We start from the raw sequence: 25,087 nt of genomic DNA, 5'->3' as shown, positions 1-25,087 counted from the left end.
CTGGGTTTCCCCTATTAGAGGGATTCGGAAAAACCTGGAGACAACAGCGATCGAAAGATGGTTCAGTAATCGGAGTGGTCAAGTGTAACGGTCTATAGTCATTTTAAGAAAATCGAAAGGAGTGACCCTCATGAATTCAACATTGCAAAATGAGAGTGCCGGAGTGGAAAAAGGTGCAGAGAAGCAGACGTTTGTTATGAAATGCGGAGGCAGTACGCTCGCGGCTTTGCCAGAATCCTTTTTTGCGGATTTGCGTGACTTGCAGTCCCAGGGAACTCAGCCCGTCATCGTGCATGGTGGAGGTCCGGCAATATCAGAGAATCTGGCGAAGCTGGGCATTGAAACCGAGTTCGTGAATGGACTCCGCAAAACGACCGAACCCGTGCTGGATGTCGTGGAGATGGTGCTGGCCGGGAGTATCAATAAACAGATCGTGCGCCTGATCCAGCGTGTCGGAGGACATGCGCTGGGCTTGTCCGGCGTAGACGGTGGACTAATCCAAGCCAAACCTGTGGCGAATCATGCAGAGATCGGCTGGGTTGGAGACGTAACGGGAGTTCAAGCAGAAATCATTCAAGGCATTGTGAACATGGGGTATATGCCTGTGATTGCGCCGGTGGGCGTGGATGCAAACGGACAACGGTATAATATCAATGCAGATACAGCTGCAGGTGCGGTAGCTTCCCACCTTGGTGTAAGCCGGATGATCGTTGTGACGGATGTACCTGGTATTATGAAGACCGTTAACGGGGAGAAAAAAGTACTGCCATCGGTCTCTGTACAAGAAATCGAAGACATGATTCAAACCGGAGAAATCTACGGCGGCATGATCCCGAAGGTACGCGCAGCGATTGCTTGCATTCATGGCAAAGTACGTGAAGTGATCATCGTGGACGGAAGCGAGCCACAGATCCTGAGCCGCGTGCTGAAGGGCGAAACGATCGGAACCCGAATTATCCGCATGCAATAAGGGGAATTTCAAAACAGATAGATTAATATTATGTACGGATTTATATAAGTTGAATAACAACGTTACACGAGAACGTAGAGTGCAGAACCAATCTGGAGAAGCAGCGCGTTCGCGTTTATCCCCGGATGTTAACCTCTAAAAAAATTAGATCAAAAAAATCCGGGGATAACAGCGATCGGAAGATGGTGCTGCAATTGGAGTGGCTCTGTGTAGGTTGGTTTGTCTTATATGGAGTACCGGTATACTCAAAAAAAGGAATAGGAGTGTGAAAGGTGATGGCAAAAGGCAATGAACAGCCAGGTTCTGGCACAGCAGTAGCGGGAGCAGCAGCAACAGGTGCAGCGGCACAGACGGAAAGCTCTCTTTTCCAAACGTATGCGCGTTATCCAATCAGTCTGGTCAAGGGTAAAGGCAGCTGGTTATGGGATGATCAGGGCAACCGTTATCTCGACTTCATGTGCGGACTCGCTGTAACGAGCCTTGGCCATGCACCGGAGAAAGTGGGAGCCAAGCTGAAGGCTCAGATTGATGAGCTGTGGCATGTCTCCAACCTGTTCCAAATTCCGGGTCAGGAGAAAGCAGCCGCGTTGCTGACGGCCAATACATGCGCGGATGCGGTGTTCTTCTGCAACAGTGGCGCGGAAGCCAATGAGGCGGCTATTAAGGTAGCCCGTCGCTATCATCAGAAGGTGAAAGGGAACGACCGTTATGAAGTGATTACGTTTGCCCAGTCCTTCCACGGACGGACACTCGCAACACTGACAGCAACAGGGCAGGATAAGGTGAAAGAAGGATTTTTGCCATTGCCAGCCGGATTCGTGACTGTTCCTTTGCATGATATTGTAGCTTTGGAGGCAGCAATTGGCCCTAAAACAGCAGCAATTATGCTGGAAATGGTTCAAGCCGAAGGCGGTGTATATCCGGTCGAACCGGAATTCGTCAAGCATGTGCGGAAACTGTGTGACGAGCATGGTCTCTTGCTGATCGTTGACGAAGTACAGACCGGAATGGGACGTACAGGCAAGCTGTTTGCACATGAACACTATGGCATTGAGCCAGATGTGTTTACGGTAGCCAAAGGGATCGGCAGCGGCTTCCCGGTAGGCGCGATGCTGGGTAAAGGTTTCCTGCGGGATGCGTTTACGCCAGGCAGCCATGCAACGACATTCGGGGGTACGCCACTAGCTTCGTCCGTGGTGATTGCCACGATTGAAACGATGCTGGAAGATCGCTTGCCTGAGCGCGCTGCTGAGATGGGTGACTATCTGATGAGCTCCCTGCGGAACCGTTTGGCAGGCAATTCATTTGTGAAGGAAGTTCGCGGATTGGGGCTTCTGGTCGGAATCGAATGTGCAGAACCGGTAGGCGATATTGTTTTGGCCGGACAGAAACGCGGCATCCTGTTCGTCAACGCAGGGCCGAATGTCATTCGTCTGCTTCCGAATCTGTATGTGAGCAAGGAAGAGATTGATGAAGCGGTATCCCTGGTAGCAACGTTGATTGAAGAGCACGTAGCAGCGAAGAAGGCCTAATCCATTTTGACAAAATGAAAGCTTGCTGTACCGGGGCCTTTCATGGCCCTGGCGCAGAACTAGATGATGAATCCCTGTAGCCGCGCGGAGAACCTGCGGAAGATTAAAGTAAGCGCCATAGGCTGCCTGAGCATGGGCTGCCACGGCTGCTCTCTTCTGCCCGAGCGGGTGCAGGGAACCGGATATAAGGAGGACAACATTCACATGACAGCACAACAAACGGAGAAAATCCAGAAGATTGATCTTAGAGGCCGTGACTTTATTGAGTTTACGGATTACACAGCCGAAGAGATCCGCTACTTGCTGGACTTGGCCATTGAGATCAAAGGCAAGCAAAAAAACGGCGTAGCCTATCAGCCGCTGAAGGGCAAAACGATTGGACTTATTTTTGAAAAGTCATCCACACGTACGCGTGTATCCTTCGAAGTAGGCATGTTTCAGCTGGGTGGACACGCACTCTTCCTGAGCAAAAACGATATCCAGCTTGGTCGCGGGGAAACAACCCATGATACGGCTAAAGTATTGTCCCGCTACCTGGATGGCATCATGATTCGGACCTTTGGACACCATAATGTAACTGAATTGGCGGAGCATGCCGATATCCCGGTCATTAACGGCCTGAGCGATGCCGCTCATCCGTGCCAAGTACTCGCGGACTTCCAAACCGTGCTGGAGCACAAAGGCAAACTGGCTGGCCTGAAAATGGCTTATGTCGGTGATGGTAACAACATGGCTCACTCTCTCATGCTGGGTGCAGCGAAGATGGGAATGCATGTTGCTGTAGCGACCCCAAAAGGTTATGAGCCGGATAGCGCAGTGGTAGAGCAGGCGCGCAGCATTGCGAAGGAAAGTGGTTCTGAAGTGACTGTGACGTACAGTGCTCAGGAAGCTGTGAAGGATGCGGATATCGTTTATACCGATGTCTGGGCAAGCATGGGCTTTGAAGAGGAGCAAAAGGTTCGTGAGCAGGCCTTTGCTGCGTACCAGGTCGATGAGGAACTGATGAAAGGTGCGAAGCCAGATTACATGTTCCTGCATTGTCTGCCGGCACACCGCGGGGAAGAAGTAAGCGCGGGTGTAATTGATGGACCTAACTCCCTGATCTTTGATCAGGCAGAGAACCGGCTGCATGCACAAAAGGCCTTGATGGCCGCGTTAATGAGCGAATAGCCGCTGTTTGCCTAAATGAGTTGATTTTAGGCGCAGGGTTAGCGATGATAGATTCATCTATTTATACTCTAAAATAAGATAAATTGGTGCATTCGCAAAAACGGAGAGACAGAAAAGACTTGAAGAAACGAAGTGTTCGCCTTTATCCCCGGATTTTACCCTTTAAGAAGGGATCAAAAAATCTGGGGGTAAGAGCGATCGGAGGGTTTTCTGGCTCGTAGTTTTTAGCAGATGCATAGCTTGTTTAACTTATTGGCAATTGAATTTGGGGAGGACCAACGAACATGGCTAAGGAAAAAATTGTACTCGCCTATTCCGGCGGGTTGGACACATCTGTAATTTTGAAATGGCTGAAAGAAACCTATGATGCAGAGATTATCGCATTTACTGCAGATATCGGACAAAAGGATGAGCTGGACGGCCTGGAAGAAAAAGCACTCGCTACCGGCGCATCCAAAGTATATATCGACGATCTGCGCGACGAGTTCGCCAAAGACTTCATCTACCCGATGTTCCAAGCGGGTGCTCTGTATGAAGGACAATACCTGCTCGGTACAAGTATCGCTCGTCCGCTGATCGCGAAACGCATGGTCGACATCGCTCGTGCAGAAGGTGCTACTGCCATCGCTCACGGCGCTACGGGTAAAGGGAATGACCAAGTTCGTTTCGAGTTGAACGCAGCTGCGCTGACACCAGACGTTCAAGTCATTGCGCCATGGCGTTTGGAAGAATTCCGCAACCAGTTCCCGGGACGTGCCGAGATGATTGCTTATGCAGAGAAACACGGTATTCCGGTAACGGCATCCGCAGCTAAGCCTTACTCCACAGACCGTAACCTGCTGCATATCAGCTATGAGAGCGGTGTGCTTGAAGATCCTTGGTTTGACCCAAGTACAGACGAGAACAAAGACATGTTCCTGCTCAGCAATGCACCGGAAGATGCACCCGATCAAGCGGAATACGTTGAACTGGAATTTGAACAAGGCAACTGCGTAGCCCTGAATGGTGAACGTCTGAGCCCGCTGCAAGTGATGGAGCAACTGAACGAGCTGGGTGGTAAACACGGAATTGGCCGTGTCGACATGGTCGAAAACCGTTTTGTTGGCATGAAGAGCCGCGGCGTATACGAGACACCGGGTGGAACGATCCTGTTTACAGCACATCGTAAAATGGAATCCATCACGATGGACCGTGAGGTCATGAACTTGCGTGATAGTCTGATCACCCGTTACAGCACACTCGTGTACAATGGCTTCTGGTTCGCACCGGAACGTCTGGCACTGCAAGCGCTCGTAAGCGAAAGCCAAAAAAACGTAACAGGTACCGTACGTGTGAAACTGTACAAAGGCAACATCATTGGGGCAGGCGTGAAAAGCCCTGTCAGCCTGTACAATCCGGACATCGCTACGATGGAAGCTGATCCAACACAAGCATATGATCAAGGGGATGCAACCGGCTTTATCCGCCTGAACGCCCTGCGTCTGAAAGTTAATTCCGGCGTCGAACAAAACAAGAAATAATTCTTTAAAATAGCCTCATATCATGACCAATATCACTTTACAGGGCAGGCCGTTCTTGCACATCGGGCAGGGGCGGCTTTGTCCATGAACGAAAGGGGAGAACTCACCGTGAGCAAGCTGTGGGGAGGACGTTTTACCAAACAAACCAATCATCTGGTTGAGGAATACACGGCATCAATTAACTTTGACAAAGCTTTGGCTGAGGAAGATATTCAAGGCAGTCTCGCCCATGTAACGATGCTGGGCAAGTGCGGCATTTTGCCTGTAGAAGATGTGGAAACGATCAAGGAAGGCTTGATTACAGTACTGCACAAAATTCGTGCAGGCGAAGTGGAATTCTCTGTTTCAGATGAAGACATCCACATGAACATTGAGAAAAACCTTATCGAAACCATTGGCCCTGTCGGTGGCAAATTGCACACAGGTCGCAGCCGGAATGACCAGGTGGCAACAGACATGCACTTGTACCTGCGTGAGCGTGTAGTTGGTTTTGTCGGTATGCTGCATGCGCTGCAGGAGGCGTTGATCGGACAGGCCAAGGACAATCTGGATACAATCGTACCGGGTTATACCCATCTTCAACGTGCACAACCGATTCTGTTCGCCCATCACCTGATGGCGTATGTCTCCATGTTCCAACGGGATGCGGAGCGTCTGATGGACAGCTACAAACGGATTAACGTTCTGCCGCTGGGTGCAGGTGCACTTGCAGGAACAACATTCCCGATTGACCGCCACTTCGTGGCCGAGCAGCTCGGCTTCGACGGTGTGTACGAGAACAGCCTGGATGCGGTTAGTGATCGTGATTTTATCGTAGAGTTCCTGGCAGCTGCTTCCCTGATCATGACTCACCTGTCCCGTCTGAGTGAAGAACTGGTGCTGTGGAGCAGTACCGAGTTTGGTTTTGTTGAGCTGGACGATGCGTTCTGCACAGGCAGCAGCATTATGCCGCAGAAAAAGAATCCGGATGTACCTGAGCTTGTTCGTGGTAAAACCGGACGTGTATACGGCAACTTGATCGGTTTGCTGACGGTTTTGAAATCTCTTCCTTTGGCTTACAACAAAGACATGCAGGAAGACAAGGAAGGCATGTTCGATACGGTTGCTACGCTGGAAGGCGCGCTGCAATTGTTCGCACCGATGATTGCAACGATGAAAGTGAACAAGGACCGGATGCGCCAAGCGGTGAACCAGGACTTCTCCAACGCAACGGATATTGCAGACTTCCTCGTGGGTGAAGGCTTGCCATTCCGTCAGGCGCATGAAGTCATCGGTAAAACGGTGCTGTACTGCATCCAGAACGGCAAGTATTTGCTGGATCTGAGCATTGATGAGTTCCGTCAGTTCTCCCCGCTGTTCGACGACCGCATCTACGATGTGCTCCAACCGGAAGCGGTGGTTAACGCACGTAACGTCTATGGTGGCACAGCCTCTGGACAAGTGGCTGAAGCTATTGGACGCAGTGAAAAGGTGCTGGAAATTACGGCGCAATGGATCACAAGCCGCGGCTAACGCCAAAGCTGTCCCGGTAGTACAAAAGTTGAATTATATAAAAAAGAAGCAGCCCAGTGGAGATTCCTCCATGGTCTGCTTCTTTTTTCGTTTTTTTAATTTCAAATCACATTGCACCAAGCGCTTCCCTTTAGTTCCGTTCAGGCAGTGGCAGCCATCGCAGCACATTCTGAATCTTCTCATCCCAGTATGCCCAGTCATGTCCGCCAGGTTCTTCTTCATAGGTCAACTGAAAATCAGTCTGTCCACAAGCCTCACGGAAAGATTGGTTTTCTTCATATAAGAAATCTTCCGTGCCGCAGCATTGATATAGAAGTGGACGTGGTGCCTGACTAGCCTGACTTTCTTTTAGCAAATGAAGCAGATCATTCTCCGAGCCCTTGATCTCTGATCCGAAGATGCGCTCCATTTCGGTCTGCTGCAGTGCGGAGAGAATTTTGTTATCCATATGTGCAGCCATATCCAGAGCCCCTGATAAGCTTGCTGCTGCGGCATATTGCTCCGGTTTGCGCAGGGCCAGTTTGAATGCTCCGTAACCACCCATGGACAAGCCGGCAACGTAGTTGTCTTCCCGTTTGGAAGACAGCGGGAAGAAGGAGCGTGCCAGGGCAGGCAGCTCTTCGCTGATGAACGTCCAGTAACGTCCACCTTCGGCCATATCCGTATAGAAGCTGCGATGCACTTGCGGCATGACAACAGCGATTCCGAGGTTTGCCACATAACGTTCAATGGATGTCCGGCGCAGCCAGATGGAATCATCATCCGATAGGCCATGCAGCAAATACAGCGTAGGATGAAGTCCTTTGCCCGAAACATTATCCATTCCAATCTGATTATGGGTCTGCTGTGGCAGAATAACGTGCATGCTCGTGCTGAGTCCTAGCGTGTCGGAGTAAAAATCACATTTAATGAGTGCCATCTCTACAAAGTAACCCCTTTCATGAATTCATTAACTGAATGTCCTGCCTGAGTTGAATGCGGTCACAGTTAATGGCTCCTTCGTTTCTATCACACAGGTTATACCCAAACCCCGTCCATTGCAACAACAACATTCATAGCTAAACAAAGTGATGGTTTAACTAGGCTCACAGAGCGTTCAATAAAAAGTTAGGTAGGTAGCGGTTAATTGAGGTTCATGTTGAGCAAAATGATTTCTATGCTTCACAACGTAACAATGTTATGTTACACTGACTTCAACACAAAGGGGGACCATATATGACGGATGAATTGATCTCCAAAAAAGACTTGCTGGACCTTACGGGGATTTCCTATGGTCAGTTATACCGCTGGAAGCGGAAAAACCTTATTCCGGAGGAATGGTTTATTCGAAAGTCTTCATACACGGGTCAGGAAACTTTTTTTCCTAAACAGCAGATTCTGACACGTATCGATAAGATTCTCAATATGAAGGATGGATTATCACTGGATGAGCTGGCAGATGTGTTTTCGCCCACACTGGGTGAGGTTGAAATGTCTGCAGAGCAATTAATGGATCGAAACATTGTTTCATTACCTTCGCTTGAATTGGTAAAAGAGGCAGGACGGGAACAACCCATGTATGCTCTGGAGCAGATTATGATGCTCTATGTCCTCGAGAAGCTGCTGCTTAGCGGGGATATTACCCGTCAGGAGGGCTCATTGCTGATAGATGTTATGTCTGAGCATTATTACCGTTTTGCAAACAGAGCAAGTGAGCTGCTGCTAATTCGCAAGATGGGCGTACCGACATTCATGCTTACTGGTTCAGGATCAGAGCTTTATTTTGATCAGAGCGTCAAAGTGGTACTGAGAATTCCGCTGGGCACGTTTATGGAAGAGCTGAAACTTAAATTGGGATAAAGGGGAGAATGGACATGGAAGAACGTCATTTGAGAAATGATCTGAATGTATCAGGCTTGAGCCAAACAGCAGGTGGAGCTTTTCACCGGGTTTCCATTGATGGCATGGCTAAAGTAAACGGCAATCTGGATTGTACCTCCTTGAACGTGAATGGGACGTTGAAGATGCATGGAGCCTTAAGTGCGGAAAGTGCAACCATTAACGGCATGTGCACGCTGAATGGCCCCCTGAACAGCTCCCGTGTTCGTGTGGATGGCCTGACAACCATTCATGGAAACCTCAGTAGTCCTGAGCTTGAAGTAAACGGCAAGTGTACCGTACGTGGACGAGTGGATGGAGAACGCATCGATATTGGCGGCATGATCACGATTGATGGTGACGTACAGTGTGAGTCCCTGAATGTACAGGGCAACATCAAAATTAGTGGCTTCCTGAATGCAGGATCTGTTGAGATTAAGCTGCATACATCTTCTTCAGCCAAAGAGATTGGCGGAGAACGTATTGATATTCGCCGTAAGGAACAAAGTGGCTTTTGGAAAAGTATCGGTCTGGGCGGTACACCCTCCTTCAAAACATCTTTAATTGAAGGGGATGAGATCGTATTGGAAGATACGGAGGCTGATATTGTACGTGGCAGCAAAGTGTATATCGGCCGTGGCTGCAGCATCAAACTTGTTGAATACTCAGGCGAGCTTGAGATTGATCCTGATGCCAAGGTGGGCAGCAGCCAGCGCATTTAAGTTGGATTTATAGAGAAAGGAATGGGATGCGACTTGAATAACCATAACGTTAGTCCATCAGACAAGAAAAATGACATCAGCATTATCGGTGAAGGAAGCTCCGCTGGCGGTGTTTACGGCAAGGTCAAGGTTGTAGGAGATTCTTCCTTTAACAATAACTTGTATTGTGATCAATTCAAATGTACGGGCACGTCGGTCATCTACGGATCTCTTGAATCAGACGATATTAAAATTACGGGAACGCTAACCCTAACAGAACGAGCTGTCGACCCTGAAGATGAGAGTGGGAGTGGCGTATCCGGCTTACATGCAAAAGCTGAAAAAATGAAAGTGGTAGGTGAGTTTCATCTACCGGGTGATTGCCAGGCGGAGAATCTCAAACTCAATGGTCGTTTTACGGTCGGAGGTATGCTTACCGCAGAAGAAATGACACTTAAAATCATGGGTCCGTCTGAAGCGAGGGAAATTGGTGGTTCAATCATCGCTGTGAAGAGTGGCCGGGGGAAGCTGCTTGAAGGTTTGTTCTCGAGTAATGCGAGTAACCAATCGATACTCACGGCAAACATGATTGAAGGAGATGACATTGAGTTAGAGAACACGGTAGCCGAGGTTGTCCGGGGAGATAAAATAAAAATTGGCCCAGGCTGCCGAATTGGTACAGTTGAATACCGTTCATCTCTGCAGATCCATTCACAATCCGAAGTTTTGGTTCAGCGCAATCGGTCCGTGGACTGATTATTGGGGACGGCTTTTCGGATATACTATTTCAGTCATATGAATAGAGCGTGAATGGAGAGATTGAGTACAATGGTTGCACGTAAAAACAGTATTGGATTGGTGCTGGCAGGGCTGCTGCTCAGCATACTGATGGCTTCGATGGATAACACCATCGTGGCAACGGCGATGGGGGATATCGTCGGGAAGCTGGGTGGCCTCGACAAATTCGTTTGGGTTACTTCAGCTTACATGGTCGCCGAGATGGCAGGGATGCCGATCTTCGGTAAATTGTCCGACATGTATGGACGGAAGAAGTTTTTTGTATTTGGAATTATCGTGTTTATGCTTGGGTCGGCGTTATGTGGAACAGCAACATCCATTGTGGAGTTGACCATGTACAGAGCCATTCAGGGGATTGGTGCAGGTGCCTTGGTGCCAATTGCGTTTACCATCATGTTTGACGTGGTTGCACCGGAAGCGCGGGGCAAGCTGGGCGGATTGTTTGGGGCTGTCTTTGGATTATCCAGCGTATTCGGCCCGCTGCTGGGTGCGTACATCACACAGTACGCCACGTGGGAATGGGTATTTTATATTAACCTGCCGCTCGGACTGATTGCGTTTGTGTTTATTGCGTTTTTCTACAAGGAATCACATCAGCATCAATCCCAGCAGATTGACTGGCTGGGTGCCGTGACGCTGATTGGTGCTGTAGTATGTTTGATCTTTGGCCTCGAACTGGGTGGTAAAACGTATGCCTGGAACTCGTGGCAAATTCTCGGTTTGTTTGCAGGATTTGCAGTGCTGGCGCTGCTGTTCGTATTTGCCGAATCAAGAGCGAAGGAACCGATTATATCCTTTAACATGTTCCGCAATCGCGTGTACTGGTCCAGTAATGTCATTGCCATGTTCAGTGGTGCGGCATTTATCACGGCGTCAGTGTACATTCCTATCTTCATTCAGGGTGTGCTTGGGGGTAAAGCGACCAATTCGGGTCTTGTACTGCTGCCCATGATGCTGGGTTCTGTCGTAACCGCCTCGATGGGCGGGGTGCTGATGACCAAGATCAAGTATCGGAACATCATGATTCCAACACTGGCGCTGCTGGTTCTCGGTCTCGGCCTATTAACCACACTGGATGCCGATTCGTCCCTCTGGACAATTCGTGTATTTATGGTTCTGGTTGGCCTGGGTGTCGGTGCCTCGTTCTCGGTGCTCAGCAATGCGGCCATGAATGCATTCGAACCACAGAGACGTGGTGCCGCGAGTTCCACGCTTAACTTTTTGCGATCGCTTGGAATGACGATGGGGATTACGATCTTTGGGATCGTGCAGAGCCAGGTATTTACACGCAAAATGAACGATGCCCTCGCCGGAGCTGCTGCCGAAGCAGGCGGGTCAGGGACTGGAGTACCGGCAGGCGGCATGCCTGAGGGCTTGAATCTGAGCGATCCGCATGCCTTGCTTTCCCCGGAGCTTAGACAGGCGATTCCGCCTCAGGTGCTGGAAGCGATCACTCAAGCGTTGTCCTCCTCGATCGTGCAGTTATTTGCCTGGGCGGCCATTCCAGCGGCATTGGCTCTGATTGCTGCTTTCTTTATGGGAAAAGAAAAGATGGTTATCGGCGAGGAACAGGGAGAATACACAGCAGGGCATTAATTTGAAGTGAACAACAAAGACACACCATTCTATCTCCACGCGGAGCAATAGAGAGGTGTGTCTTCTACTTTGTCCAACTCTTATGGCTGTTTGGTATCACTCACACCGTCCTCTACAACAGAAGGCTCCTGCGGATCTGGCAGGCTGCTATGACCTGAACGTGCGATAAGGCGATCCTGAGCTTTGTAGGTATCTCGCGAAATGGTTTTGGACTCCACCACTTTGCCATCCACCTTCTTGATACGTACGGTTTCCACAATGTAGCCAGGCTGTCCGTTTTGCAAAACCTGCTGGGCGCCATCCGGCAGCGCGTTGCTGGATACATACTTTACAGGGGCGCTTAACGTTTCGATGGTGTGGGATTCGAGTGCGTAGCTGACATTCTCGGGAAAAGTACCAAAAAATTTGACGGTTAATTGGTGATTCTTCACTTCAGCAAGGATCAGCAGGGAACTGCCCGTATTGTTCTTGAAACGGAAATTGATAGCGCCAGAAGCAAAAGTGGCGTCCAGTCCTTTTGGCAAATATTTGACGGGTATCGAATGGTTACGCCGCTCGACGATATCGAGTCCGGTTAACAAGGCCGCATTGTATACAGTGCTGGACACCTGACATATGCCTCCGCCAACCCCCGGGGTCAGACGTCCGCTCACAATGACCGGAGCCTCGCGAAAGCCGTATTCCTTCTCGGCATGTCGAATGATCTTTTCATAGTCGAACATGCCGCCAGGCTTCAAAATCATGCCGTTCACGGATTGTGCTGCTGCACTGACATTATGTATGCGTCCTTCCGTGCTGCTTCCCAGCCCTGTGGAGAACTGGATGATCTTCCGCTCAATGCCTTCCTTGCGTAAAGACTCCAGCGTTACTTGAGGCTGCTGGGTGTATAGCGGCAGCTGAATTAACAGTGAAGCAGGTGTGTTCGCATTGTCCAGCACGGTGAAATCATGGGGAAGCTTCGCCAGCAGTCTAGCCTCCAGTTCATCCCAGGCGATCCGCCGGACGCCCTTCTCCGGGATGTACTGGACCTTGTCGTTTGCGGTGATCCGCCGGACAGCGTCTGCGGGGGTGCCGAAGGTTTCCTTTTCCCACTCAGGGCTCAAACGTGTTCTAAGGGATTGGATATTGTACCGTTGTTCGAGAGGCCATTCCTCCGCGAAATGATAACGGGCATACGCACGTTCCCACACATTCCCTTCCTCCAGCTTATGCACCGCTGCACGAAAGGTGTCCGCACTGTAATCCGCACCGGCTTCGATCGCAGTCATGTTCAGCGTCAGGGAGGGCTCATCCACCTCCAGCGTAACAGGCCAGTCCTCCAGCTTTTTCAAACGTTCGTCCAGTCCCAGCAGTGCCTCGCTCCGATTCACGCCGCCGACCTGCCAGCCGCCAACCTGCACCTTACTCGGCAAAGCGGGCTGGTTCACATACATATACAACAATCCGTAGGAAGCGGAGCCGATAAAGAGAATCGAAAACACGACAATGACGGCCAAATGTATTTTTTTCATATCCGTACGCTCCTTTATACTTCTGATGTTCCGCATTTCGTAACACTTTCTATATATATGATCCAATGCAGGAAAACTTTCGGGTACTCAATAGGTAACAAATTTGTTACAATATATTTTATATGTTTCCATCCAAAGGATCGAAATAAGGGTGAAATGGATTGCTGCTGATGAAATTCAGGTCTTTTTAAAGGAATTGCCGGGATTGTGTCGAAATGATAATGGCTAACTATGTGAGCAGGAAGTGATGATGTGATAGAAATGCAGGACGTGTGGAAGACCTACGCCAATGGGACCCACGCATTACAAGGGGTGTCGGTGAAGATCGACCGCAATGAATTTGTGTATATCGTCGGTCCGTCCGGCGCAGGTAAATCAACATTTATGAAACTGATGTACAGAGAAGAAATTCCGACCAAAGGACAAATATCCATCAATGGATTTAATATCGGCAAGTTGAAACCACGCAAGATTCCTTATGTGCGCCGCAACATCGGTGTAGTGTTTCAGGACTTCCGTCTCTTGCCCAAGATGACGGCGTTTGAGAATGTGGCTTTTGCCATGGAGGTTATTGAGGCACCGAAGCGTCACATCAAGAAACGGGTCATGGAAGTGCTCGATCTGGTGGGATTGCGCAGCAAGGCGAATCGTGAACCTTCGCAATTGTCCGGAGGGGAACAGCAGCGTATTGCCATCGCACGGGCGATTGTAAACAATCCGTCGGTGATTATCGCGGACGAGCCTACGGGTAACCTTGATCCCGAGACGTCATGGGGCATTATGCAGCTGCTGGATGAGATTAATTTCAGGGGAACGACGATTGTCATGGCAACCCATAACAAGGATATCGTGAACACGATGCGCAAACGGGTTATCGCCATTGAGCGCGGCCAGATTGTACGGGATCAGATGAGAGGGGAATACGGTTATGAATTTTAGTACTCTCTTGCGCCATTTGCGGGAGGGATTCAAAAACGTATTCCGCAACGGCTGGATGTCTGTAGCATCCATCATGTCGATCATCGTGTCACTGCTCATTCTCGGGGTATTCATGCTGCTCGTGCTGAATGTGAACTCCATGGCTAACCAGGTGGACAGCCAGGTGGAGATCAGTGCATTTCTGGAGCTGAATGTGGATGAGAGTCTGCGCAATACGCTTCAGCAGGAGATCAGTGCCATGCCGGAAGTAAGCGAGATTCGTTTTGTCTCCAAGGAAGAGGGACTCAAGGAGTTCCGGGAACGTCTCGGTGACAGTGCGAATAATGTGCTGGACGGTTTTGATGTGGATAATAATCCGCTGCCGGAGACCATTGAAGTGGAGGTCATTGAACCGGAAACCGTCACTTTTGTGGCGCAAAAAATTGAAGCCCTGAACGAAAAGCACCCGGAGAAGCCGATCATGAAAGTGAACTACGGCAAGGAAACGGTCGAAGTGCTGTTCAAATTTACACGCCTTGTACGGAATATCGGATTTATTTTTGTCGGGGGACTGGCTCTGATGTCCATGTTCCTGATCTCGAATACGATTCGCGTAACGATTCTGGCCCGTCGCCGGGAGATCGGCATCATGAAGCTCGTCGGTGCAACGAACACATTCATTCGCTGGCCTTTCTTTATTGAGGGTGCGCTGATTGGATTCATCGGTTCCATGATTACGGTAGCAGTTTTGTTCTTCGGTTACAGCCGCCTGCTGGCTACCATTGGTCAGGATGTATTCATGCAGATGCTCAACCTGATCCCGCTCAGCGACATTTGGTTGCTGTTTGGAACCCTTTTGATCGGACTCGGTGTGCTGGTAGGTATTTTGGGAAGTACACTATCCATTCGCAAGTCACTTAAGGTTTAATGTTTTATTACTGAAATTGCAGAAATTGTCGAAATAGAATGACAAAGCAGGTTCACAATTGGACGCTGTTTGACGATATGTAGGGAAGACGCACTCTTAATTAGATGGAAGAAAGCAAGCATAAGAACATGATGTTCACCACCTGTGCAGGTTGCTTTCTTGTGAATTCATAGGATGGGGGATCACCATTTTGAAAAAAACAGCTTCGCTGCTGGCCTTTACGTTATTGGCCGGATTGACGCTTCAACCTTCGGACGGATATGCCAAGAGTAGCATTAGCGACATCGATCAACAGATTAGCCAGCTGGAGAGCAAGGCGGCTGCAGCCAAACAGGAACAGAAAAAGGCTGCTGCCAACAAGAAGGAAGCCCAGCATTACAAGAACAAAACCAATGCCTATCTGAAGGTTGTCATGGAGCAGATCAATGTTGTCAGTGATGAGCTGGCGAACGTTTCCCTGGAAATTGAGAATACGGAAGAAAATCTTCGCACGACGAAAAAAGATCTCCAGGCTGCAGAGGAGCGCATTGTCGCAAGGGAGAAGCTGCTGGAATCGCGCGTACGTCTGATGTATACCGATGGAGCAGTATCCTATCTGGATGTGTTGCTGTCTTCAACAAGCTTCTCGGATTTCCTGACCCGTGCAGATTCGCTGAAAACCATTGTGGATCAGGATCAGCATCTGCTGGATGAGCATAAAAAGGACAAGCAGCTCGTTGTCGACAAAAAGGCTGAACTGGACAAGCAGTATGCAGAGGCCAAAAGCCTTTACGCACAAAAGAAACAACGTAAAGCCCAGTTAAATGAGAAGGAACAGGAGAAGCAGGTGCTTCTGGCTTCCTATGATGCTAAAATTGAAGAGTCGGAAGAGCTGACGCAGGAGCAGGAAGATGTGTTGATTCAGATCGCCAGCAAGCGTTCGGCGCTGCTTCAGGAAAAAAACAAACTGCGTGAGCAGCAGGCAGCTGCCGCCGCCAAAGCAAAAGCAGCCGCAGCAGCTCGGGCTGCAGCAGCAGCAAAGGCACCAACGAAAGTCAGCACAGGCAGCAGTGAAACCGTGTATACCGCGGGCAATGGAATTTTCTCCAAACCGGTATCCGGCGGACGCATTTCTTCGCCATTCGGTCGTCGTACACACCCAATTACGGGTGAGGTAGGCAAAATGCACAATGGTATCGATTTTGCTGTACCTGTGGGAACCTCGGTTCATGCGGCATCAGGAGGTATCGTCATCATGGCGGAGTGGTACAGTGGTTACGGTTATACCGTTATCGTAGACCATGGTGGCGGACTCTGGACATTGTATGGTCACCTGCGTGAAGGCGGATTTAAGGTGAGCAAGGGAGATACGGTGAGCAAAGGCGACCTTATTGCCGAGTCAGGCAACACGGGAAATTCAACTGGACCTCACTTGCACTTCGAAGTTCGTGAAAATGGTGCAGCGGTGAATCCGATGAATTACCTGTAATGGATTGACTGTGAGGGAATGGAAAAGACATATTCCGTACAAGCTAGACATATACTAAGCTGGCATGTTCAGGGAATGGATTCGGGCACTTGGAATCTGACACGCTTCAAAACAAAAGGCGGTGAGCAAACGGATGATGAAGAAAAGATCGGCGCTGCTGCTTGCCATTGTGGCCCTCCTTGGAGGGAGCCTGCTTACGCTGGTACTGATGAGTTATCCCGGTGTGGCCAATCAGACCACTTCGGGTGAGGGCCTGCTGGCCAGTGTAACCGGCAATACGCAGCAGAAGAACGATTTGAAGAAGATTGAAACCGCAATGGATTTGATCTCAAGCAACTATTATAAAGATGTCGATAAGACCAAACTGATCGATGGTGCGATCAACGGTATGATGGAATCCCTTGGCGATCCATATTCCAACTACATGGGACAGGAAACGGCTGCCCAGTTCGAGGAATCCATCGAAGGATCCTTTACCGGAATTGGGGCCGAGGTGTCCTCGCAGGATGGAAACGTTGTTGTCGTTTCCCCGATCAAAGGATCACCTGCCGAGAAAGCAGGCATACGGGCGAAAGACATGATCATGTCTGTGAATGGCGAATCTCTGCAAGGTCTTGAATTAAACAAGGCTGTTAACAAAATCAGAGGTCCAAAGGGCAGCGAAGCCAAGGTACAAGTGAAGCGCGCCGGTTCGACAGAATTGATTGAATTTACCATTGTGCGTGATGATATTGATCTGGAGACTGTGTACGCCCACATGGAGGATAACGGTGTAGGTGTCATTACCATCACTCAATTCTCGCTGAATACCGGAGAACGCTTCAAGGAAGAACTGGCCAATCTGGAGAAACAGAACATGAAGGGTCTGGTCATTGACGTTCGTAATGATCCGGGCGGCGTACTGCAAGTGGTTATCGACATTGCCGAGCAGTTTGTTCCGAAAGGTAAAGTGATCGTGCAGGTCGAGGACAAAAATGGCAAACGTGAGCAAAGCAAATCGAATGGTTCCAGTAAGTCGTACCCGATTACGGTACTGATGAACAAAGGAAGCGCGAGTGCGTCGGAAATTTTGGCCGGTGCATTGCAGCAGTCTGCTGGCGCAACACTGGTTGGCGAAAACTCCTTTGGTAAAGGTACGGTACAGACGAGCTATGATAAGCAAATGGGTGATGGCAGCCTGCTGAAAATCACCATCGCGAAATGGCTGACTCCAAATGGAGACTGGATTCATGAAAAAGGCATCAAACCGGATATTGCGGTGAACCAGCCGGATTACTTCTCGGTGGCACCGATCAACAAAGAGAAATTACCTTTGAAATATGACAGCAATAGCACGGATGTGAAAAGTGCGCAGACGATGCTGAGAGGACTTGACTTCAAGCCGGATCGTGTAGATGGATACTATGACCAGAAGACGGAAGAAGCGGTCAAAGCATTCCAAAAGCAGAAAGGCATTGAGGCCACAGGTGAGATCGATGAGAAAACCGCTGAATCACTGGAAGCGGCACTGATTGAACGTATTGCCAGTCCTCAATATGATGCACAGCTGAAGCGCGCGATCGAAAATGTCTCGAAGGATATTTAGACCGTCGTGTCGAAGCCATTAAGAAGGCTGATTATCAGCCTTCTTTTTTTCTGAACCGGCTGTAGGAGAGGGGTGACGGGCCATCATGGAATGGGCTTGGCCATGGTTAACAACATTAGGAGAAGCAGTGCTGCAGTTGTTTGCTCAGCCGTTTTATTATATTGCGGTCATTTTGATTGCACTGATCTATCATCGTCAATTATTACAGGAACGTAGGTTGTTTCATGTTCGTCTGCAAAGCTCCATCACCCAGACGATCCGTGCCTTACTCGGAGGGATCGTCATTGGTATCATTGTCTCGGTGATATCCATCTTCCTGGGGACGCATCTTACACTCGCTAGTGTCATTTGCATATGGGCCGCAACGTTAATTCTGGCGTTGTTCCGTATTCGCTATCTTTGTTTTGCCTACGCGGCAGGGCTGCTTGGCGTAGTGCAGTTTGGGCTGAACCTGGCCTCAGGCTGGCAGCCGGCGGGATGGCTAGGCAGTGTCACGGATGCATTGCGTGCGCTGGACATGCCTGCTTTATTGGTAATGGCTGCCTTACTGCATCTAGGTGAAGCGATGCTGGTTCGCTTGCAAGGGGTATCCATGGCTTCGCCATTGCTCTTTGAAGGCAAGCGCGGCAAGCTGGTCGGAGGATACCAGCTGCAGCATTTCTGGCCGATTCCGATGCTGATTCTGGTACCAGTAACGGGGAGCGGAGCAGAACTCGCCTGGAGTCCTCTCTTGAATGCAGGTGGTGGCTATATGTTAATGGCACTTCCGATCCTGCTTGGATTCGGCGAAGTTACGCAGAGTATGCTTCCTGGGCAAAAGGTACAGATATCCGCCAAGCGGCTCTTGCTCTACGGGACAGGCCTGCTTGTGCTCAGTCTCTTGGCGGCGTGGTGGTCACCACTTATGGTGGTTGCTGCTCTGGCAGCATTTATCGGCCATGAATTTCTGGTGTGGTACAGTGGGTTCGAGGAACAGCACCGCAGTCCGGTGTTTGTTCATCCGGTCCATGGCTTGAAGGTGCTTGGCATTATTCCGGATAGCCCTGCTGCAGAGCTGGGCATCGAAGCAGGAGAGACACTCTATAAGGTGAACGGTGTGATGGTAGACTCACCAGAAGAACTGCATCGTGCACTGCGGATGAATCCAGCCTTTTGCAAACTGGAAGTTCGTAACCATCAAGGTGAGAGCAAATTTATGCAGCGGGCCATCTATGAAGGTGAACATCATCAGCTAGGTGTGCTTATGGCTCCGGTCAACCATGAAGCTTGGGCAGTGCAGCTGCGTCCGCTGACGTTGTTCCATATCATCACACTCAAATTATTTGCCCGTCGCAAAAATAATCATAATGATGAAGCTCCGCTGGCTCTGCCGGCTCCGACCGTGAATGAACAAGGATCAGTAGAAATGTAATCAATAAAGGGTACTTCACCGCTTGGAAAGCGAGGGAGTACCCTTTGTGCGATGTGAAGCTAATTCTTCAACATAAAGATGGCGATCTGCGTCCGATCGCGCAGGCTTAGTTTGCCAAGAATCTCGGTGACATAGTTTTTGACTGTACCTTCACTCAAGAATAGTTTAGCCGCAATTTCCTTGTTGGACAGCCCCTCAGATATCGCTTCTGCAACGGCCAGTTCCGTTCGTGTCAGACCGTAAGCATCAAGAGGTGGTTGTGGATGTGATTGGGGAGCCGCAGACGGACGAAGCAGCCCCGCAAGCTTGCGGGCAATATCGGGGTGAATCAGCATATCACCGTTATGTACTGTTTTGATGCCTTGAATAATTCGGTCGGGAGGTACATTTTTGAGCAAATAACCGCTAGCACCGTTCTGCAGAGCTTGGATAATGTATTCGTCGTCGTCAAATGTCGTCAGCATCAGTACACGCATGTCAGGGAAACGGGACTTGATGATACGGGTACCCTCCACGCCATTGCAGTCCGGCATGCGGATATCCATTAATACAACGTCGGCAGCGGTTCCTGACTCCAGCAGTTCAAGTGCCTCACGTCCATTGGAGGCCGTGCCCGTGACAATAATGCCAGGATCAAGTCCGAGCAGGACCTTCAGGCTCTCGCGAATAAAAGAGTCATCATCGGTGAGAATCAGCCGAATGGGCTGGATTTGATCAGCTTCTTTATGTTTACTTGTTTCCATTCGTTCAGACATGAGCAAAATTACTTCCTTTCTCAGATCAAATCAGCTTTCTTCATCATGGGCAAACGTGTAGTTACGGTGTAAGGGTAAGCCTGCCGGATCTCAAGCCGGCCTCCAATGGATTCTGTGCGGAGTCGCATTCCTTCATGCCCCATTCCCGATGGGCCCGAATCTGCTGCTGTGCTGCGGTTCGATTGCATGCCCTCAGGCTGGGCTCTTGCTGACTGCTCCGCTTTGATTACTCCATCATTGCTGACCGACATGGAGACTTCGCGTTCCCCGTACTCCATTTCCACCGTAATCGTACTGGCGTTTCCATGTCTGAGGGCATTGGTTAGCGCTTCTTTGGCATTTTTATATAGTACGATCTGCATGCTTGGATACAGCTCACGGGATGAACCGCGGACTTCATAACTCGTCTTCACCCCCGTCTCCCTACCTACCTCTTCCAGAAGAAGATCCAGTGCATAGGCTTCGGATACATACGAACTGGAACGCAGTTGGTGAAGCGTAGAACGCATGTCATCCATGCTTGCTGCCAATTGATCGCGTATTTGTCTCACCATTTCCGTACCTTTTTCGGTATCCAGAGGAAGGGTTAACAGGGCAGCCTCGGACATCATTTTTGTACGAATGAGGCGGTGTCCGATATCATCATGAAGCTGCCGTGAAATCCGGGTCCGTTCTTCCTCCTGAGCTACTCCCTCAAGCTGCTTCGTGAACAACAGCAATTGTGCACGAGCGTCTTGAAGCTCGTAATGTTTACTGCGAAGCTCGTCATATACCTGTTCCAGCTGTCCGCGACTGCTTGCCATTCTGGAACCCTGCCAGGAGAGTGCGGCGGTAAGGACAAGGATCAGGTTTCCCACCATTCTTCCCGCTGTCTCCTCCAGGAAGGGGAATTTAGGTTGGGTAGGGAAGGAGGCAAACCAAGGAAGCAGCTCTTGAGGCGGAGTGTATTGCCAATGTAACGCTATATTTGTGGCGATAAGCTGAGCCCCCAACATCAACCAGCGGTTTGTCCCTTCAAGTCGATACATATACACATAAAGTATGGATAAGGACAAAAACAACATGAAGGGTCCGTATACAGCAATCAGCCAGCAGCTCCAGAGCATTTCAGCCAGGATGAGCAGCACATACCGAGCACGAGAACGGGCAAAGTCCTTGCAGACAGCGAGTCCGAGGGCAATGATGATATACAGCGTATATAAATCATCCCGGTCCAAGGGCTGCATCAAGAGGTACAGGACCGCAGGAACGAGGATCAAACCGTACTGCAGAATACGCATCGGCATAAGTAAGAAACATCCTTTTAAAATAGAATGGGAAATTACGGGTAATGCACCCCTGATTATAGCACAGCCTGCTTCTTATGCAGGAGATGACTTAAGTCACCTTCATCTTATGACCTTTCGTACCTTCGCGGGACCATGGGATTCGATACAATACAGATATGAAATCTGGCGGCGGGATGCTGGAGTGGAAGAGGAGTGTATGAGCGATGGCTATTCTTGAAATGGAACATGTAGTAAAACGGTACGGCAGCAAACTTTCAGTGGATCACTTGAATCTGAGTGTGGAGCGGGGGGAGATATTTGGACTCTTGGGGCCGAACGGAGCAGGCAAAAGCACCACCATCAGTATGATTGCAGGACTGCTCAGCATCGATCAGGGCGAAATCCGGCTGAATGGCATCTCAGTGAAGGAGCGACCGCTTGAAGTCAAACGCAAGATTGGACTTGTGCCGCAGGATCTGGCGCTGTACGAAGCGATGACTGCTGCGGAGAATGTCACTTTTTTTGCCAGGCTATACGGACTTCGCGGGAAACTGTTGAAGGAGAGGGTACAGGAATCGCTCGAATTTGTCGGGCTGCAGGATAAAGCAAAGGATGCTCCATCCACGTTCTCTGGCGGGATGAAACGCAGGCTGAACATCGCATGTGCCATTATGCACCGGCCGGATCTGATTATTATGGATGAGCCAACGGTAGGAATTGATCCCCAGTCGAGAAATCATATTTTGGAATCTGTGCGCACGCTTAACAAGATGGGGTCAACCATTATCTATACAAGCCATTACATGGAGGAAGTCGCGGCGATCAGTAACCGGGTGGCGATCATGGATCAGGGGCACATCATTGCCTGTGGCACCGAAGCGGAACTGAGAGAGCGGGTAGCGTCCGAGGAGAAAATCGTGCTAAGCGCTTCGGGGATTGGACCCGGTGCCGTTGAGGAACTGAGGCTTCATCCGCGTGTACGTGCGGTAGAAGTGGCAGGAGATACCCTGACCATTACGCTGCCTTCGGCACAGCAGGACCTGCAGGATATCCTTTTCATCTGCAGCAAACACGAGATTGCCATTCAGTCGCTCAAGGTTGAAGAGCCCGATCTGGAGACATTGTTTCTCAATCTGACCGGTCGAACGCTGCGGGATTAGGAGGTGGCATGGATGAACATTTGGCATATTTGCATGTTTGAAATAAGGAGGATTCTGAGAATCCGATCTGTTCTCTTGAACCTGTTTGTTCTGCCGCTGCTGCTGATCTTTATTTTGGGAGCTGCGTTATCCAGTACGATGGATACGGGGGAGGACAACGTGCCTGGACAGGTACGCGTGGGAGTGATTCAGACAGGTTCGAATTCAGGTTCAGTCACAGAAGCCTTGAACGCATTTGTGGCGGCTCCGGCTGTATCCGAAATGATGAAAGTACAGCACTTTACGACCGAGGGGGAAGCAGAGCGTAATCTTCGGCAAGGTGAACTCGATTTTGCAGTCTTGATCCCGCCCGATCTGGAGGAACGGATGACGAAGGGGGAAGAGGCGAAGCTGCAATGGATTATGGGGAAAGACGGCACACTGAACATCGTAGGTGAGACGTTGTTTACCCGCTTCACGGATGAACTGAACAGGCATATGGCAACAGTGGAAGTGTTGGGACCGGAAGCAAGTATGGCCGTGGCATCCACGGTTGATGAGGGCGCAGCCAATATCTCTTATGTTAACGTTAGCAATCCTGGAACCGCAGGTACCTCATACAATGCCTCTCAATATTATGCTGCATCCATGCTGGCCATGTTTATGTTATACGCAGGCATGACGACGAGCAACAGCCTTTTTAGTGAGCGGGACAAGAAAACCTTAACCCGTCTGCAGGCTGCTCCCGTAGGCAATGGTGTCATTTTCGCAGGGAAAATTGCAGGTAACAGCCTCCTGGCCTTCATGCAGGCGCTGATTATTGTTCTGATGACCTATTGGTTATACGGCGTGAATTGGGGGACACATCCTTGGTTGATTGTTCTGATCTGCGTTCTGATCACCATATCTTCAATGATGATTGGTGTGATTGTGGCACTCGTGAGCAAAAGTGCGGCATCTGCTAGTGCGTTAATGCAGGGCATCATCATTGCCATGACATTTATTAGCGGTGGCTTCACGCCGATTGCCATTGATTTTGTACAGCGGGTTGGTGAATTTACGGTAAATCACTGGGCTCTGCAAAGTTTCCTGCGCATGATGCTGAACGCATCGATGAGCGAGATTATGCATAATATCCTCATGCTCGGTGTTGTGAGTGCCGTCTTGCTTGCCATTGCAGCTGTGATCTACGGGAAGGTGGGATACCGCTATGAATAGTCTGAATATTGCCTGGTTAATGATCAAACGCACCATAGGACGCAAACGGGGATTTATGGCTTTCCTGCTGCTTCCGTGCCTTGTTGTCACAGGAGCAGTTGCGTTATTTGGGAGTGAGCAAGCCACGCGGGCGGTTATTCCTTATGTAAACGAGGATCAAGGGGCAGCGGGTACATGGATTGTGAATGAACTTAGGGGCAAGGAAGAATATCTGCTCAAGCCGATGAACACGGAGGCAGAACTGCGAGAAGCCATTACCCGGCAAAAGGGGAATGCGGGAATCATCATACCTGCTCATTATACGGATGACTTGCTGCAAGGGAAGAACGTATCGATCGAACTGGTTGAACTTCGTGTCAGTGAGAGTTCCTACACGCTGCGGGCTGCAGTTGAAGGGATGGCTAGCGGATTGCATCAGTCGGCCCAGGTTGTGATGGCAGCAACGAGTGCAGCTTCAAGTCAAGAACAGATTGCAGAATTGACAGCAACTCAAGAGCCATTCGAACAGCTGCTGCAGAAAACGGCGGAACATCAGATCTCCGGCGAAGCTACCGACCTGCAGATGTATCCCAAACCAGGACTGAACAATGTGACCGGATTTACAATCATGTTCATGATGGGGCTGCTGACCAGCGCAGTAGCTGTCATTATGGAAGACCGCAGGCAGCGGACGATGGCCAGAGTGTACACCGCTCCTGTTCGTGCATATGAAATTGCTCTCGGCAACTTCCTGGGCAGCTTTGCCATCGGCATGATTCAGATTTTACTGGTGCTGGGGATCAGCAGGTGGGTGCTGCACTATGACGCAGGTATTCCATTTGGCGTACATTTCCTCATCCTGGCTGCGTTTATGCTGGTATCCATGGGGATTGCGAGTACGGTGGCCGGATTGATCCGTGAATCCAAAAACGCAAACGTCCTGAATTCGCTTATTATCACGCCAACCTGCATGATCGGAGGGTGCTTCTGGCCGCTGTCGATTATGCCGGATTATATGCAAAAGCTGGCGAACTTTGTCCCGCAAAAATGGACGATCCAAGCCGTTGAGACGATCTCTGCAGGCGGCACGCTGTCCGACATCAAACTGCCGCTGCTCATTCTGTGTGGCATGGCTGCCATATTGCTGACGGTTGGATCGGTTATTCTCCGTCCCAATCAGCCTGGTGTGGACGCATAACAATGTAAATCTACTGCGACCATTCAGGATTGGTTCATTTAATCACTAGAAAG

At 49.9% G+C, this 25,087-nt stretch carries 21 protein-coding genes; 17 read left to right on the top strand and 4 right to left on the bottom strand.

Annotation, left to right across the window (positions count from 1 at the left end; genetic code table 11):
* Positions 1-130: 130 nt before the first annotated feature.
* The 5 genes from argB (at position 131) to argH (ending at position 6,704) form a co-directional block, all read left to right on the top strand.
* Entirely contained in the window at positions 131-970 is an 840-nt protein-coding gene (gene argB / locus AC3RCI_RS26500) for an acetylglutamate kinase (protein ID WP_492526969.1), read from the top strand.
* Positions 971-1,245: 275 nt separating this feature from the next.
* The gene (locus tag AC3RCI_RS26495; protein ID WP_492526968.1) at positions 1,246-2,502 is read left to right on the top strand and encodes an aspartate aminotransferase family protein; all 1,257 of its coding nucleotides are present in this window, start codon (positions 1,246-1,248) and stop codon (positions 2,500-2,502) included.
* A 204-nt stretch (positions 2,503-2,706) separates the two neighbouring features.
* Positions 2,707-3,672 carry an ornithine carbamoyltransferase gene (gene argF, locus AC3RCI_RS26490; protein WP_095359908.1) on the top strand — a complete coding sequence of 322 codons (966 nt, stop codon included), beginning with the start codon at positions 2,707-2,709 and terminating at the stop codon, positions 3,670-3,672.
* Positions 3,673-3,956: 284 nt separating this feature from the next.
* Positions 3,957-5,192: an argininosuccinate synthase gene (locus AC3RCI_RS26485; RefSeq protein WP_095291411.1), complete on the top strand. Its 1,236-nt coding sequence runs from the start codon at positions 3,957-3,959 to the stop codon at positions 5,190-5,192.
* A gap of 108 nt (positions 5,193-5,300) precedes the next feature.
* Positions 5,301-6,704, top strand: a complete 1,404-nt coding sequence (gene argH / locus AC3RCI_RS26480) for an argininosuccinate lyase (RefSeq protein ID WP_492473975.1) — start codon at positions 5,301-5,303, stop codon at positions 6,702-6,704.
* A 130-nt stretch (positions 6,705-6,834) separates the two neighbouring features.
* Here argH and AC3RCI_RS26475 read toward each other — a convergent pair whose 3' ends face one another.
* Positions 6,835-7,623 carry an alpha/beta hydrolase gene (locus AC3RCI_RS26475; RefSeq protein WP_492526967.1) on the bottom strand — a complete coding sequence of 263 codons (789 nt, stop codon included), beginning with the start codon at positions 7,621-7,623 and terminating at the stop codon, positions 6,835-6,837.
* A 296-nt stretch (positions 7,624-7,919) separates the two neighbouring features.
* Here AC3RCI_RS26475 and AC3RCI_RS26470 point away from each other — a divergent pair, with 296 nt between their 5' ends.
* From AC3RCI_RS26470 to AC3RCI_RS26455, 4 genes are all read left to right on the top strand, one after another.
* Positions 7,920-8,543, top strand: a complete 624-nt coding sequence (locus AC3RCI_RS26470; protein WP_492526966.1) for a YhbD family protein — start codon at positions 7,920-7,922, stop codon at positions 8,541-8,543.
* A gap of 14 nt (positions 8,544-8,557) precedes the next feature.
* A complete protein-coding gene (locus AC3RCI_RS26465) occupies positions 8,558-9,283 on the top strand; it encodes a polymer-forming cytoskeletal protein (RefSeq protein WP_492526965.1) in 726 nt (241 codons plus the stop codon).
* Positions 9,284-9,316: 33 nt separating this feature from the next.
* Positions 9,317-10,018 carry a hypothetical protein gene (locus AC3RCI_RS26460; protein ID WP_492526964.1) on the top strand — a complete coding sequence of 234 codons (702 nt, stop codon included), beginning with the start codon at positions 9,317-9,319 and terminating at the stop codon, positions 10,016-10,018.
* Positions 10,019-10,090: 72 nt separating this feature from the next.
* Entirely contained in the window at positions 10,091-11,656 is a 1,566-nt protein-coding gene (locus tag AC3RCI_RS26455; RefSeq protein WP_336782122.1) for an MDR family MFS transporter, read from the top strand.
* Positions 11,657-11,736: 80 nt separating this feature from the next.
* Here the strand turns inward: AC3RCI_RS26455 and AC3RCI_RS26450 are convergent, their stop codons facing one another.
* Positions 11,737-13,167, bottom strand: a complete 1,431-nt coding sequence (locus AC3RCI_RS26450) for a VanW family protein (protein WP_492526963.1) — start codon at positions 13,165-13,167, stop codon at positions 11,737-11,739.
* 252 nt (positions 13,168-13,419) lie between these two features.
* Between AC3RCI_RS26450 and ftsE the strand changes: the two genes are divergently transcribed.
* The 5 genes from ftsE to AC3RCI_RS26425 all read left to right on the top strand — a co-directional run bounded on the left by ftsE (position 13,420) and on the right by AC3RCI_RS26425 (position 19,477).
* Complete coding sequence (gene ftsE, locus AC3RCI_RS26445; RefSeq protein ID WP_095291427.1) at positions 13,420-14,106, top strand: cell division ATP-binding protein FtsE; 687 nt, start codon at positions 13,420-13,422, stop codon at positions 14,104-14,106.
* Positions 14,096-15,013: a permease-like cell division protein FtsX gene (ftsX, locus tag AC3RCI_RS26440; RefSeq protein WP_492526962.1), complete on the top strand. Its 918-nt coding sequence runs from the start codon at positions 14,096-14,098 to the stop codon at positions 15,011-15,013. Before ftsE ends, ftsX begins: the two co-directional genes overlap by 11 nt.
* Before the next feature lie 190 nt (positions 15,014-15,203).
* Positions 15,204-16,481 carry a murein hydrolase activator EnvC family protein gene (locus AC3RCI_RS26435; protein WP_492526961.1) on the top strand — a complete coding sequence of 426 codons (1,278 nt, stop codon included), beginning with the start codon at positions 15,204-15,206 and terminating at the stop codon, positions 16,479-16,481.
* Positions 16,482-16,614: 133 nt separating this feature from the next.
* On the top strand, positions 16,615-18,066 hold the full coding sequence (locus AC3RCI_RS26430) for a S41 family peptidase (protein ID WP_492526960.1): 1,452 nt from the start codon (positions 16,615-16,617) through the stop codon (positions 18,064-18,066).
* Between the two features lie 85 nt (positions 18,067-18,151).
* Positions 18,152-19,477, top strand: coding sequence for a PDZ domain-containing protein (locus AC3RCI_RS26425; protein ID WP_492526959.1), 1,326 nt, complete (start codon positions 18,152-18,154; stop codon positions 19,475-19,477).
* A gap of 59 nt (positions 19,478-19,536) precedes the next feature.
* On the opposite strand, the gene AC3RCI_RS26420 is transcribed toward AC3RCI_RS26425, so the two are convergent.
* Together AC3RCI_RS26420 and AC3RCI_RS26415 are read right to left on the bottom strand one after the other, a co-directional pair.
* Complete coding sequence (locus tag AC3RCI_RS26420) at positions 19,537-20,232, bottom strand: response regulator (protein WP_492526958.1); 696 nt, start codon at positions 20,230-20,232, stop codon at positions 19,537-19,539.
* A gap of 20 nt (positions 20,233-20,252) precedes the next feature.
* Positions 20,253-21,518, bottom strand: coding sequence for a sensor histidine kinase (locus AC3RCI_RS26415; RefSeq protein ID WP_492526957.1), 1,266 nt, complete (start codon positions 21,516-21,518; stop codon positions 20,253-20,255).
* Between the two features lie 206 nt (positions 21,519-21,724).
* Here AC3RCI_RS26415 and AC3RCI_RS26410 point away from each other — a divergent pair, with 206 nt between their 5' ends.
* Genes AC3RCI_RS26410 through AC3RCI_RS26400 form a run of 3 tightly spaced genes read left to right on the top strand, consistent with a single transcriptional unit; the run spans position 21,725 to position 25,034 of the window.
* Positions 21,725-22,660: an ABC transporter ATP-binding protein gene (locus AC3RCI_RS26410; protein WP_221192849.1), complete on the top strand. Its 936-nt coding sequence runs from the start codon at positions 21,725-21,727 to the stop codon at positions 22,658-22,660.
* 12 nt (positions 22,661-22,672) lie between these two features.
* Entirely contained in the window at positions 22,673-23,857 is a 1,185-nt protein-coding gene (locus AC3RCI_RS26405; RefSeq protein ID WP_492526956.1) for an ABC transporter permease, read from the top strand.
* Positions 23,850-25,034, top strand: coding sequence for an ABC transporter permease (locus AC3RCI_RS26400; RefSeq protein ID WP_492526955.1), 1,185 nt, complete (start codon positions 23,850-23,852; stop codon positions 25,032-25,034). The genes AC3RCI_RS26405 and AC3RCI_RS26400 overlap by 8 nt, the downstream gene beginning before the upstream one ends.
* The last annotated feature ends 53 nt before the right edge of the window (positions 25,035-25,087 follow it).

The organism is Paenibacillus sp. MT124, assembly GCF_058792755.1.
This window is presented reverse-complemented; position numbering and strand designations above follow the sequence as displayed.